At 57.9% G+C, this 14,292-nt stretch carries 8 protein-coding genes; 7 read left to right on the top strand and 1 reads right to left on the bottom strand.

Features of this window, described 5'->3' with window-relative positions; genetic code table 11:
* Nucleotides 1-10 precede the first annotated feature (10 nt).
* The 6 genes from bcsB to APU02_RS13055 all read left to right on the top strand — a co-directional run bounded on the left by bcsB (nt 11) and on the right by APU02_RS13055 (nt 12,284).
* Nucleotides 11-2,362 (top strand): cellulose biosynthesis cyclic di-GMP-binding regulatory protein BcsB, encoded by a 2,352-nt coding sequence (bcsB, locus tag APU02_RS13080; protein WP_060570221.1) that lies wholly within the window; start codon nt 11-13, stop codon nt 2,360-2,362.
* 6 nt (nt 2,363-2,368) lie between these two features.
* On the top strand, nt 2,369-3,475 hold the full coding sequence (gene bcsZ / locus APU02_RS13075; RefSeq protein ID WP_060570296.1) for a cellulose synthase complex periplasmic endoglucanase BcsZ: 1,107 nt from the start codon (nt 2,369-2,371) through the stop codon (nt 3,473-3,475).
* Entirely contained in the window at nt 3,457-6,954 is a 3,498-nt protein-coding gene (gene bcsC / locus APU02_RS13070; RefSeq protein ID WP_060570220.1) for a cellulose synthase complex outer membrane protein BcsC, read from the top strand. Before bcsZ ends, bcsC begins: the two co-directional genes overlap by 19 nt.
* 164 nt (nt 6,955-7,118) lie before the next feature.
* A complete protein-coding gene (gene hmsP, locus APU02_RS13065) occupies nt 7,119-9,107 on the top strand; it encodes a biofilm formation regulator HmsP (protein ID WP_060570219.1) in 1,989 nt (662 codons plus the stop codon).
* Between the two features lie 175 nt (nt 9,108-9,282).
* On the top strand, nt 9,283-10,569 hold the full coding sequence (dctA, locus tag APU02_RS13060; RefSeq protein ID WP_042286745.1) for a C4-dicarboxylate transporter DctC: 1,287 nt from the start codon (nt 9,283-9,285) through the stop codon (nt 10,567-10,569).
* A gap of 221 nt (nt 10,570-10,790) precedes the next feature.
* Nucleotides 10,791-12,284, top strand: coding sequence for a pitrilysin family protein (locus APU02_RS13055; RefSeq protein ID WP_060570218.1), 1,494 nt, complete (start codon nt 10,791-10,793; stop codon nt 12,282-12,284).
* A 54-nt stretch (nt 12,285-12,338) separates the two neighbouring features.
* On the opposite strand, the gene APU02_RS13050 is transcribed toward APU02_RS13055, so the two are convergent.
* Nucleotides 12,339-13,268, bottom strand: coding sequence for a sugar kinase (locus APU02_RS13050; RefSeq protein WP_060570217.1), 930 nt, complete (start codon nt 13,266-13,268; stop codon nt 12,339-12,341).
* A gap of 229 nt (nt 13,269-13,497) precedes the next feature.
* Here APU02_RS13050 and pdeH point away from each other — a divergent pair, with 229 nt between their 5' ends.
* Nucleotides 13,498-14,265, top strand: coding sequence for a cyclic-guanylate-specific phosphodiesterase (gene pdeH, locus APU02_RS13045; protein ID WP_042286736.1), 768 nt, complete (start codon nt 13,498-13,500; stop codon nt 14,263-14,265).
* Nucleotides 14,266-14,292: the final 27 nt, after the last annotated feature.

Genomic DNA, 14,292 nt, shown 5'->3' with positions numbered 1-14,292 from the left:
TGATAACGCGATGAAAAGAAAACTTTCCTGGATTTGTGCGATGGCAATGGGGGTGAGCGCTATCCCCAGTTTCATGTCGAATGCGGCGCCAGCAATACAACCGCAGACAGCGGCTGAGCCAACCGCGGCCCCGGCCATTCCCGTTCAGGCGGACGACAATCAGCCTGTGGGCCAGGTGATGCCGGGCGTGCCGGGAGCGGATGCGCCGATCGTCGCGCAAAATGGTCCTTCGCGTGATGTGAAACTGACGTTTGCGCAAATCGCGCCGCCGCCGGGCAGTATGGTGCTGCGCGGCGTTAATCCGAACGGCAGCATTGAATTTGGCATGCGCAGTGATGAAGTGGTCACGAAGGCGATGCTGAATCTGGAATACACGCCGTCGCCATCGCTGCTGCCCGTTCAGTCCCAGCTCAAGGTCTATCTGAATGATGAGCTCATGGGCGTGCTACCCGTCACCCAGGAACAGCTTGGCAAAAAGACGCTGGCGCAGATCCCCATCAACCCGCTGTTTATCACTGATTTCAACCGCGTACGGCTGGAGTTTGTCGGCCATTACCAGCAGGTATGTGAAAACCCGTCCAGCAGTACGCTGTGGCTGGATGTAGGTCGCAGCAGCGTACTCGATCTCACCTACCAGACGCTGGAAGTGAAAAACGATCTCTCGCACTTCCCGGTTCCGTTCTTTGATCCGCGCGACAACCGTGCGATGACGTTGCCGATGATCTTCGCCGGCGCGCCCGATCTTAAACTGCAGCAGGCCGCCTCTATCGTCTCGTCATGGTTTGGTTCCCGCTCAGGCTGGCGCGGGCAGCACTTCCCGGTGCTGTATAATCAACTGCCGGATCGGAATGCGATTGTGTTCGCCACTAACGACAGCCGTCCTGACTTCCTGCGCGAGCAGCCGCCGGTGAAAGCGCCGACGATCGCGATGATCGACCATCCGGAGAACCCCTACGTAAAACTTCTGGTGGTGATGGGGCGTGATGAAAACGATCTGCTGCAGGCGGCGAAAGGTATTGCGCAGGGCAACATTCTGTTCCGCGGCAGCAGTGTCGAAGTGAACGAGGTAAAACCGCTGCTGGCGCGTAAACCGTACGATGCGCCGAACTGGGTGCGGACCGATCGTCCGGTGACCTTTGGCGAGCTGAAAACCTATGAGCAGCAGTTGCAGTCCAGCGGCATCGAGCCCGCCGCCATCAACGTTTCCCTTAACCTGCCGCCGGACCTGTATCTGCTGCGCAGTACCGGTATTGATATGAACCTCAACTACCGTTACACCACGCCGCCGACCAAAGACAGTTCGCGCATGGATATCAGCCTGAATAACCAGTTCCTGCAAGCCTTTAGCCTCACCAGCAACGAAAAGAACAACCGTCTGCTGCTGCGTCTGCCGGTGCTGCAAGGGCTGCTGGATGGTAAAACCGACGTCTCGATCCCGGCGCTGAAGCTGGGGGCGGTGAACCAGTTGCGTTTTGACTTTGAGTACATGAACCCAATGCCTGGCGGTACGGTGGATAACTGTATTACCTTCCAGCCGGTGCCGAACCATGTGGTGATCGGCGACGACTCGACCATCGACTTCTCGAAGTACTATCACTTTATTGCGATGCCGGATCTGCGCGCCTTTGCGAACGCGGGTTTCCCGTTCAGCCGAATGGCCGATCTTTCTGACACCATTGCCGTGATGCCGAAAACGCCGAATGAAGCGCAGATGGAAACACTGCTGGAGGCGACGGGCACGATTGGCGCGCAAACCGGCTTCCCGGCCATCAACCTGACCATCACTCAAGACGGCAGCCAGATTCAGGGGAAAGATGCCGATATCCTGATTATTGGCACGATTCCGGACAAGTTAAAGGATGAGAAGCGTATTGACCTGCTGGTGCAGGCGGCGCAGAGCTGGGTGAAAACGCCGCTTCGCCAGAGCGCCTTCCCGGGGATCATGCCGGATGAGGCCGACCGCAAAGCGGATGCGCAGGCCACTGTCACGTCGAGCGGCCCAATGGCCGCCGTGGTGGGCTTCCAGTCGCCGTTTAACGATCAGCGCAGCGTTATCGCCCTGCTGGCGGACAGCCCGCGCGGTTATGAACTGCTGAACGAAGCGATTAACGACAGCGGCAAACGTGCGGCGATGTTTGGTTCGGTGTCCGTCATTCGCGAGTCGGGCGTCAACAGCTTGCGGGTGGGTGATGTTTATTACGTCGGACATCTGCCGTGGTTTGAACGTCTGTGGTATGCGCTGGGAAATCATCCGGTGCTGTTAGCGGTGTTGGCGGCCATCAGCGTGGTATTGCTGGCATGGGTGTTGTGGCGCCTGCTGCGCATCATAAGCCGCCGCCGTCTTGATCCAGACCATGAGTAACGCATGATGAACGCGCTGCGTAGTGGAATCGCTGTTGTCCTGATGTTGGCCGCCCTGACCGTTCAGGCGGCCTGTCATTGGCCCGCCTGGGATCAGTTCAAAAAGGATTACATCAGCAAGGAGGGCCGGGTGATTGATCCGAGCGACGCGCGGAAAATCACCACCTCGGAAGGGCAAAGCTACGCCATGTTCTTTGCCCTCGCGGCTAACGATCGTCCGGCGTTTGATACGCTTTTGGCATGGACCGAAAACAACCTGGCGCAAGGCTCGCTGAAAGCGCATCTGCCCGCCTGGCTGTGGGGACAAAAAGATCCAGCGACCTGGGAAGTGCTGGACAGCAATTCAGCTTCTGACGGCGATATCTGGATCGCCTGGTCGCTGCTGGAAGCCGGGCGTTTATGGCAGGAGCCGCGATACACCGATATCGGTAAAGCGCTGCTGAAGCGGATTGCCACTGAAGAAGTGGTGACGGTGCCAGGGCTGGGGTCGATGTTGCTGCCGGGCAAAATCGGTTTTGCCGAAGAAACCCGCTGGCGCTTCAACCCGAGTTATCTGCCGCCGCAGCTGGCGCAGTACTTTACCCGTTTCGGCGCGCCGTGGACCACCCTGCGGGAGACGAATCAGCGGCTGCTGTTAGAAACCGCGCCGAAAGGCTTTTCGCCGGACTGGGTGCGTTACGAGAAAAACAAAGGCTGGCAGTTAAAACCAGAAAAAACGCTGGTCAGCAGCTACGACGCCATTCGCGTCTATCTGTGGGCCGGGATGATGCATGACGGCGACCCGCAGAAAGCGCGGCTGCTCACTAAATTCAAACCGATGGCTACCCTGACAACCCAAAACGGCGTTCCGCCGGAGAAAGTGGATGTCGCCAGCGGCAAGGCGCAGGGCAACGGCCCGGTAGGCTTTTCCGCTTCTTTACTGCCTTTCCTGCAAAACCGCGACGCACAAGCGGTGCAGCGACAGCGCGTTGCAGACCACTTTCCTGGCAGCGATGCCTATTACAGCTACGTGCTGACCCTCTTCGGACAAGGGTGGGACCAGCATCGTTATCGCTTCACCGTCAAAGGTGAGTTACTACCTGACTGGGGCCAGGAATGCGCAAGTTCACACTAAGTTTTCTTGGGGTATCGCTCGGTATTGCGCTGATGCCCTTCGCGGAAGCCGCGCCGTCGGCGCAACAATTGTTACTCGACCAGGTTCGGCTGGGCGAGGCCACGCACCGCGAAGACCTGGTGCGTCAGTCGCTCTACCGGCTGGAGCTGATCGACCCGAATAACCCTGACGTTATTGCTGCCCGTTTCCGCTATATGCTGCGTCAGGGCGACAACGACGGCGCTCAAAAGCAGCTCGACAGGCTTGCTGAGATCGCGCCCAATTCGGCGGCGTATAAATCGTCGCGCACCACCCAACTGCTGGCGACGCCGGATGGCCGCCAGGCGCTGCAGGAAGCGCGGTTACAGGCGACGACCGGACATGCGGAAGAGGCCATCGCCGCTTACGATAAGTTATTCAAAGGCGCGCCGCCGGAAGGCGAGCTGGAGGTGGAGTACTGGAGTACGGTGGCGAAAGTGCCTGCCAGACGCGGTCAGGCGATCAACCAGCTTAAGGCGATCAACGCCCGCAGCCCCGGCAATACCGGGTTGCAGAATACCCTGGCGCAACTGCTGTTCGATAACGACCGTCCGGCTGAAGGTTTTGTCGTACTGGAACAAATGGCGAAATCCAGCGCCGGACGCAACGCGGCGGCAACGCTCTGGTACGCCCAGATAAAAGATTTGCCGGTCAGCGACGCCAGCGTAAAAGCGTTGCAAAAGTACCTCACCGTGTTTAGTGAAGGGGACAGCGTGACGGCGGCGCGCAGTAAGCTGAACGAACAGCAACAACAGCTTGCCGATCCGACGTTCCGCGCCCGTGCGCAGGGGCTGGCGGCGGTAGAGGCCGGGCAGGGCGGCAAAGCGGTTGCCGGGCTGCAGCAGGCGGTGAAAGCGAATCAAAACGACAGCGAAGCCGTTGGCGCGCTGGGTCAGGCGTATTCACAGCGCGGCGATCGCGCCAGCGCGGTGGCGCAGTTTAAAAAAGCGCTGGCGATGGATCCGCAAAGCCCGAGCCGCGACAAATGGGAAAGCCTGCTGAAGGTGAACAGCTACTGGCTGGCGATCCAGCAGGGCGACGCCGCGCTGAAGGCGAATGATATCGACCAGGCCGAACGGTTTTATCAACAGGCAAGACGCATCGACAATAGCGATAGCTACGCGGTGCTGGGGCTGGGCGACGCGGCAATGGCACGTAAAAACTACCCGGCTGCCGAGCGTTACTATCAGCAGACGCTGCGTATGGACAGCGGCAACACCAACGCCGTGCGCGGCCTGGCGAACCTCTATCGCGAGCAGTCGCCGGAGCGAGCCAGCGCTTTTATCGCCACGCTTTCCGCCAGCCAGCGCCGCAGTATTGATGACATTGAACGCGGGCTGGAAAACGATCGTCTGGCGCAACAGGCTGAAACGCTGGAGAGCCAGGGCAACTGGGCGCAGGCGGCGGAGCTGCACCGGCGTCGTCTGGCGCTGGATCCGGGCAGCGTCTGGATAACCTACCGTCTGTCGCGCGATCTGTGGCAGGCCGGTCAGCGTAGCCAGGCCGACGCGCAGATGCACGCGCTGGCGCGTCAGAAACCTGGCGATCCCGAGCAGGTCTATGCTTACGGGCTGTACCTGTCCGGCGCCGATCGGGACCGCGCGGCGCTGGCGCATATCAACGCGCTGCCGCGCAGCCAGTGGAACCCAAATATTCAGGAACTGGCCGACAGGCTGCAAAGCAACCAGGTATTGGAAACCGCTAACCGTCTGCGCGAAAGCGGCAAGGAGCGTGAAGCCGAAGCGCTGCTACGTCAGCAGCCTGCTTCTACCCGTATCGACTTAACCCTCGCCGACTGGGCGCAGCAGCGCCGGGACGCTACGGCCGCGCGCGGATATTACAGCGGCGTGCTGGCGCGCGAACCGGATAACGTTGACGCGCTGCTTGGGCTGGCGGAGAACGACATCGCTCAGGGCGACAACGCGGCCGCGCGGGCGCGACTGGCGGCACTGCCGACGACCAACGGGTCTTCAATGAATATGCAACGTCGGGTGGCGCTGGCGCAGATGCAACTGGGCGATACCGTGGCGGCCAGACAGACATTCGATAGCCTGATTCCGCAGGCGAAATCGCAGCCGCCGTCGATGGAAAGCGCGATGGTGCTACGTGATGCCGCCAGGTTTCAGGCCCAGAGCGGCGAGCCGCAGCAAGCGCTGGAAACGTATAAAGATGCCATGGTCGCCTCTGGCGTCACCCCGACGCGTCCGCAGGATGACGACACTTTTACCCGTCTGACCCGCAACGATGAAACAGACGACTGGCTGAAGCGCGGCGTGCGCAGCGACGCGGCGGATCTGTATCGTCAGCAAGATTTGAACGTAACCCTCGAACACGATTACTGGGGATCGAGCGGTACCGGCGGTTATTCCGATCTGAAAGCGCACACCACCATGCTGCACGTTGATGCGCCCTGGTCCGATGGGCGTATGTTCTTTCGCACCGACCTGGTCAATATGAATGTCGGCAGCTTCGCAACCGATGCCGACGGGCGTTATGACAACAACTGGGGCACCTGTACGCTGGAAGACTGTAGCGGCAACCGCAGCCAGTCGGACGCCGGGGCGAGCGTGGCGGTGGGCTGGGCAAACGACACCTGGCGCTGGGACATCGGCACCACGCCAATGGGCTTCAACGTGGTTGATGTGGTTGGCGGCGTCAGCTACAGCAGCGATATCGGGCCGTTAGGGTATACGCTTAACGCGCATCGTCGTCCCATTTCCAGTTCGCTGCTGGCGTTTGGCGGCCAGAAAGACGCGCAGAGCCATAACGGCGACAGCGATGCGATTAACACCGGTAAAAAATGGGGCGGCGTACGCGCCGACGGCGGCGGCATCAGCCTCAGTTACGACAAAGGGGAAGCGAATGGCGTCTGGGCTTCGCTCAGCGGCGACCAGTTAACAGGGAAAAACGTGGCGGACAACTGGCGCGTGCGCTGGATGACCGGGTACTACTACAAGGTGATTAACGAGAATAACCGCCGCGTCACTGTCGGTCTGAACAACATGATCTGGCACTACGACAAAGACCTCAGCGGCTATTCGCTCGGTCACGGTGGTTACTACAGTCCGCAGGAATATGTGTCGTTTGCGGTGCCGGTAATGTGGCGTCAGCGTACGGAAAACTGGTCCTGGGAGCTGGGCGGTTCCGTGTCGTGGTCGCATTCACGCACGAAAACGATGCCGCGTTATCCGTTGACGAACCTCATTCCGGCGGATTACCAGGAGGCGGCGCGCGATCAGACCAATGATGGCGGCAGCAGCCAGGGCTTTGGTTATACCGCCCGGGCGCTGGTGGAGCGGCGTGTCACCTCCAACTGGTTTGTCGGCACCGCTATCGATATCCAGCAGGCGAAAGATTACACCCCAAGCCATTTCCTTCTTTACGTGCGTTATTCCGCCGCAGGCTGGCAGGGCGATATGGATTTACCGCCGCAGCCGCTGGTGCCTTACGCCGACTGGTAATCGCCAGGGTCGGATGGCGCTGCGCTGGCGTGAAAGCCAGATAAGACAACGCCGCCATCCGACGACCTGAACTCAGAAAAGTCCTTTTCAGATACGGCCTCTCTTAATGCCGCTGCAATCGGGTATACTCGGGCGGCAATTTGGGATATCCGGGGGAGACAATATTGCGCGTGAGTCGCTCGTTAACAATTAAGCAGATGGCAATGGTCGCGGCCGTTGTCATGGTGTTCGTTTTTATTTTTTGCACCGTTTTGCTATTCCATCTGGTTCAGCAGAACCGCTATAACACGGCTACGCAACTGGAAAGTATCGCCCGCTCCGTTCGTGAACCCTTGTCTGCCGCCATATTAAAGGCGGATCTCCCCGGCGCGGAGGCGATTCTCGCCAGCATAAAACCGGCTGGGGTGGTTCAGCGCGCCGATGTCGTGCTGCCAAATCAGTTTCAGGCGCTGCGCATGAGCTTCATTCCTGAACGCCCGGTGCCGGTCATGGTCACCCGACTTTTTGAATTACCGGTGCAAATTTCCCTGCCCGTCTATTCGCTCGAGCGTCCGGCGAACCCACAGCCGCTGGCCTATCTGGTGCTACAGGCGGATTCGTTCCGTATGTATAAGTTCGTCATGAGCACCCTCTCCACGTTAGTGACTATTTACTTACTTTTGTCACTCATGCTGACCGTGGCGATTAGCTGGTGCGTAAACCGCCTTATTCTGCACCCGTTGCGCAAAATCGCCCGCGAGCTGAACGATATTCCGCAACAGGATCTTATCGGGCATCAGCTGGCGCTGCCGCGTCTGCACCATGACGATGAGATCGGGATGCTGGTGCGCAGTTATAACCTTAATCAACAGATGCTTAAACGCCACAGCGAAGAGTTGACGGGGAACGCGATGCGTTTTCCGGTTTCCGAGCTGCCCAACAAAGCCTTTCTGATGGGGTTGCTGGAGCAAGTGGTGGCGCGACAGCAGACCACCGCGTTGATGATCGTCACCTGCGAAACGCTGCGTGATACCGCAGGCGTGCTGAAAGAGGCGCAGCGGGAAATCCTGCTGCTCACGCTGGTGGAAAAACTGAAATCGGTGATTTCCCCGCGAATGGTGCTGGCCCAGATCAGCGGCTACGACTTTGCGATTGTCGCTCACGGCGTGAAAGAGCCGTGGCACGCCATCACGTTAGGTCAGCAAGTGCTCACTATTATTAATGAGCGGTTGCCGGTCCAGGGGATCCAGCTACGCCCGAGTTGCAGCATTGGCGTGGCGATGTTTTATGGCGACCTCAGCGCCGAGCAGCTCTACGTTCGTGCCGTTTCGGCGGCGTTTACCGCCCGTCGGAAAGGCAAAAACCAGATTCAGTTCTTCGACCCTGAACAAATGGCGCAGGCGCAAAAAAGGCTGACCGAAGAGAGCGACATTCTTACCGCGATGGAAAACCACCAGTTTGCGCTCTGGCTACAGCCGCAGGTGGCGATTGCCAGCGACAAGGTGGTGAGCGCGGAAGCGCTATTGCGTTTGCAGCAACCGGACGGAAGCTGGGCGTTACCGGAAGGGCTGATTGAGCGCATCGAGTCCTGCGGCCTGATGGTCACCGTGGGGCGCTGGGTGCTGGAGGAGTCTTGCCGTCTGCTTGCCGCCTGGCAGGAACGCGGAATGGCCATGCCGCTGTCGGTCAACCTGTCGGCGCTGCAACTGATGCACCCGACCATGGTGTCGGACATGCTTGAGCTGCTGGCCCGTTATCGCATCCAGCCGGGTACGCTGATTCTGGAAGTGACCGAAAGCCGCCGTATCGACGACCCGCACGCCGCGGTGGCGATATTACGACCATTGCGAAACGCTGGCGTGCGCATTGCGCTGGATGATTTTGGTATGGGTTACGCGGGGTTGCGTCAGCTCCAGCACATGAAGTCGCTGCCGGTAGACGTACTGAAAATCGACAAAATGTTTGTCGACGGTCTGCCGGAAGATAACAGCATGATCACGGCGATTATTCAGCTGGCGCGCAGCCTGAATCTGCAAACGATCGCCGAGGGCGTTGAGAACGAGGCGCAGCGCGACTGGCTGGCGCAAGCCGGTGTGGATATCGCTCAGGGCTATCTTTTTGCCCATGCCGTGACGGCTGAAACCTTCCAGGAACAGTATCTCACGCACAAGTGACGTAATTACAAAACTTTAAAAAGGCCCGGCTTATGCGAGCCAGTTCAAAGTTTTTAACATTTTTGTTTCAATTATGATCCAGGTGCATTTCTGTCGTGTTGTCCGGGTGTTATTTTAAGGCCGCAGGTTAATCATAACCTTACAAGACCTGTGGTTTTTACTTCAAGGACACCCTATGAAAACCTCTCTGTTCAAAAGCCTTTATTTTCAGGTCCTGACAGCAATTGCCATTGGTATTCTCCTTGGCCATTACTACCCTGAATTAGGCGCACAAATGAAGCCGCTTGGCGACGCGTTCGTCAAGCTGATAAAGATGATCATCGCTCCTGTCATCTTCTGTACTGTCGTGACCGGCATTGCAGGCATGGAAAGCATGAAGGCCGTTGGCCGCACCGGTGCGGTAGCGCTGCTTTACTTTGAGATCGTCAGTACGATTGCGCTGATCATTGGTCTGATTATCGTTAACGTCGTGCAGCCAGGAGCCGGGATGAACGTTGATCCCGCGACTCTCGATGCGCAGGCGGTGGCGGTTTACGCCGAGCAGGCGAAAGATCAGGGCATTGTCGCCTTCCTGATGGATGTGATTCCGGGCAGCGTCATTGGCGCGTTTGCCAGTGGTAACATCCTGCAGGTGCTGCTGTTTGCGGTGCTGTTTGGCTTTGCCCTGCATCGCCTGGGCAGCAAAGGCCAGCTGATTTTCAACGTCATTGAAAGTTTCTCGCAGGTCATTTTCGGCATTATCAATATGATCATGCGCCTGGCGCCTATCGGCGCGTTCGGCGCAATGGCCTTCACTATCGGTAAATATGGCGTCGGGACGCTGGTGCAACTGGGGCAGCTTATTATCTGCTTCTACATCACCTGTATCCTGTTTGTGGTGCTGGTACTGGGTTCTATCGCGCGGGCGACGGGCTTCAGCATTTTCAAGTTTATCCGCTATATCCGCGAAGAGCTGCTGATCGTGCTGGGTACCTCCTCTTCTGAGTCCGCGCTGCCGCGTATGCTCGATAAGATGGAGAAGCTGGGCTGCCGCAAGTCGGTGGTTGGGCTGGTTATCCCCACCGGGTATTCCTTCAACCTTGACGGGACGTCGATATACCTGACGATGGCGGCGGTGTTTATCGCCCAGGCGACCAACAGCCATATGGATATCTTCCATCAGATCACGTTGCTGGTCGTGCTGCTGCTCTCCTCTAAAGGCGCGGCGGGGGTAACCGGAAGCGGCTTCATCGTGCTGGCGGCGACCATCTCTGCGGTAGGCCATCTGCCGGTGGCGGGCCTGGCGCTTATCCTCGGTATCGACCGCTTTATGTCGGAAGCCCGTGCGCTGACTAACCTGGTTGGCAATGGCGTGGCGACGGTCGTGGTGGCGAAATGGGTGAAAGAGTTGGATTCCCAAAAGCTCGACGATGTCCTGAATAATCGTGCGCCGGACGGCAAAACGAACGAAATATCCTCATAATCTCACGACTTATGACCGCAGTCCCTTGTGGGGCTGCGGGCTCCTGCGCATAATTGACCCCTGCACCTTAATCCTTCAACATGAAGGCATTGGGTTTATTTCACTTCTGCCGTGACATTTCCATGTTCTTGCGGTCTAACACGAAGTGTTTTTACGTCATATTCAGACTGGCCTTCGCAGGGCTGTCTTTTTATTACCAGGATTGTTGATCAGGGGTTCACATGCAGGGCACAAAAATTCGACTTATAGCGGGCGGTTTGCTGATGATGGCCACTGCCGGCTATGTGCAGGCAGATGCGCTCCAGCCTGACCCGGCATGGCAACAGGGGACGCTGGCGAATGGATTACAGTGGCAAGTGTTAGCCACCCCGCAGCGCCCCAGCGACCGCATTGAGGTCCGCCTGCTGGTAAATACCGGTTCGCTCACTGAAAGTACGCAACAGAGCGGTTTCAGTCATATTATTCCTCGTATTGCATTAACCCAGAGCGGCGGACTGGACGCCACCCAGGCGCGTTCGCTTTGGCAACAGGGTTTCGACCCCAAGCGTCCGATGCCGCCCGTTACCGTCTCCTATGACTCCACGCAATACAATCTCAGCCTGCCCAACAACCGTAACGATCTGCTGAAAGAGTCGCTGACCTATCTGGCGAATACGATGGGCAAACTGGCGATCACCCCGGAAACGGTGAACCATGCGATCAATAGCGAAGATATGGTCACTACGCTGCCGGTCGATACCAAAGAAGGCTGGTGGCGCTACCGGCTGAAAGGCTCCGCGCTGCTGGGTCACGATCCCGCTGAACCGCTGAAGAAGCCGATCGATGCGGCGAAAATTCACGATTTTTACCAGAAATGGTATACCCCGGACGCGATGACGCTGATTATTGTCGGTAACGTCGACGCGCGGACGGTAGCTGAGCAAATCAACAAAACGTTTGGCGAACTGAAGGGCAAACGCGAAACGCCTGCGCCAGTGCCGACGCTGTCGCCGCTGCGCGCTGAGGCGGTGAGCATCATGACCGACGCCGTGCGCCAGGATCGTTTGTCAGTCATGTGGGATACACCGTGGCAGCCGATTCGCGAGTCATCCGCGCTGCTGCGCTACTGGCGCGCGGATCTGGCGCGTGAGGCGCTGTTCTGGCACGTACAGCAGGCGCTGAGTAAGAACAATGCTAAAGATATCGGCCTCGGCTTTGACTGCCGCGTGCTGTTTCTGCGCGCTCAGTGCGCCATCAATATTGAATCGCCGAACGATAAGCTCAACGCCAATTTAGGCACCGTGGCGCGCGAACTGGCGAAAGTGCGCGATAACGGTTTGCCGGAAGACGAGTTCAACGCGCTGGTGGCGCAGAAGAATCTGGAGCTACAAAAGCTTTTTGCCACCTATGCCCGCACTGATACTGACATTTTAATCAGCCAGCGCTTGCGTTCGCTGCAAAATCAGGTGGTGGATATCGCGCCGGAGCAGTATCAGCGTCTGCGTCAGGACTTTCTTAATGGTCTGACCGTGGAGATGATGAACCAAAGCCTGCGTCAGCAACTGTCCCAGGAGATGGCTTTGATTCTGCTGCAGCCGAAGGGAGAACCGGAATTTAACATGAAGGAACTGCAGGCCACGTGGGATCAGATTATGGCCCCGGTGAGCACGGCGGCAGCGACGGTTGAAACGGATGATGCGCATCCGGAAGTCACGGATATTCCGGCCGCGCAGTAACCTGCAATTCTGTTGGCCCGGTAAGCGTAATGCTACCGGGCAACGGTGAATGGCTTACTGCGGCATTGCGTCGCGCGGGATAATCGCCCCGCGATGCTGTATTACCGTGCTGGCGGTCAGGTGTCCGCGCTTCGCAGCCGCTACGGTATCGCCACCGGTCAGGCGAATGGCCAGATATCCTGCGCTGAACGAGTCCCCTGCGGCGGTGGTGTCAATGACGTTCTCTTTCGGCAGTTTTACCGCCGGGACGTCAATCAGATCTTGTCCCGCAACAGACACCAGGCAGGAATCTGCCCCGCGTTTCACCACCACTTCCTCTACGCCCGCGGCGTGCGTCCGCGCAATCACTTCTTCTACGGGTTTGACGCCCCACAGCGCGTCTTCGTCATCCAGCGTCAGGAAGGCGATATTGGTGCAGTCGAGCATCTGCTGATACACCTGCTGCGTTTCTTCTTTGCTTGCCCACAGACGCGGACGGTAGTTGTTGTCGAAAATGACTTTGCCGCCGTTAGCGCGGCACTCGCGCAGCAGGGACAACAGCTTTTCACGGCTGCCCGGGCTGAGGATCGCCAGGCTAATGCCGCTCAGGTAGAGATAATCAAACGTCGCCAGTTCTTCACAGATCGTCGCAGACTGCTCGCTCTCGAGCCAGAATTTCGCCGCGGCCTCGTTGCGCCAGTAGTAAAACGTGCGTTCGCCGCTGCTGTCGGTCTCAATGTAGTACAGCCCCGGCAGACGGTTTTCCATACGCTGGGTCAGCGAGGTATCGACGTTTTCACCGTGCCATGCGTCCAGCATCTGCTGGCTGAAACTGTCCGTGCCCAGCGCCGTGACGTAGTGAACGGAAAGCGCCGCAGCGTCAACCTGGCGGGCAATATAAACGGAAGTATTCAACGTATCGCCACCGAAGCCGCGCTGAACGTCAGCGCCTTTCTGTGACAGTTCGATCATGCATTCGCCAATCACGGCAATCTTTTTGGACATAGTCGTGAACCTACCTGGAAAAATTAACGTTAGTGTGCGCTGTGGGTGTTTGGTGGTCAATCATATTAAAACAACGTTCCATTATTTTTTTGAGCCAGTCCGTATTCTGCGTTGTTTTTTCCTGACTGTTGTCGTTTTTGCGTGTGACGCAGCATAAAGTTCTTCGCGCGAAGGCCGATAACCCTTGACGAGTCCGGGCAGCCACACACTTAATCACGGGACATCGGCGATGATAAACCAGATTATCCAGCAGCTAAGCACGTCCGCAGCGAGCCCTGAATGCTTGCAGGAGCGTCGCTACTGGCTGCAGTGTGAGCGCGCTTACACTTTTCAGCCTATCTATCAGACCAACGGGCGTCTGTTGGCGGTAGAGCTTCTGACGGTGGTCACGCATCCGGATAATCCCGCGCAACGCATTGCGCCCGACCGTTATTTTGCCGAAGTGGCGGTACGCCAGCGTATTGAGGTGATAAAAGAGCAGCTCTGCTTACTTGAACAAAAGGCAGACTTTTTCCAGCGTCACGCGCTTCTGGCGTCCGTCAACGTTGATGGCCCGACCTTAATCGCTCTGCGCGAGTATCCGCAGATCCTTCAGAATATCGAGCGTATGCCCTGGCTGCGCTTTGAGCTGGTGGAACACATCCGTCTGCCAAAAGAGGCTTCGTTTGCCTCGATGTGCGAGGCAGGACCGCTGTGGCTGGATGACTTCGGCACCGGGATGGCTAACTTTTCCGCCCTCAGCGAAGTGCGCTACGATTTTATTAAGATAGCCCGCGAGCTGTTTGTGTTGCTTCGTCAGACGTCAGAAGGGCGTAACCTCTTCACCCAACTGCTACAGCTGATGAACCGCTACTGCCGTGGCGTTATCGTAGAAGGTGTCGAGACGCAGGAAGAGTGGCGAGACGTACAGCGCTCGCCCGCGTATGCCGCTCAGGGCTATTTCCTCTCTCGTCCGCGACCTTTTGCCTGTCTGGATGAGGTGAATTTGTCGCATTAAATCAGGCTGTTTCCGGTAAATCCGCCT

Origin of the sequence: Citrobacter sp. 50677481 (genome assembly GCF_001463265.1) — a bacterium.
Lineage (GTDB): Bacteria > Pseudomonadota > Gammaproteobacteria > Enterobacterales > Enterobacteriaceae > Citrobacter_A > Citrobacter_A sedlakii.
Note: the sequence above shows the minus strand (reverse complement) of the source record. Positions and strands in the feature narration are given on the sequence as shown.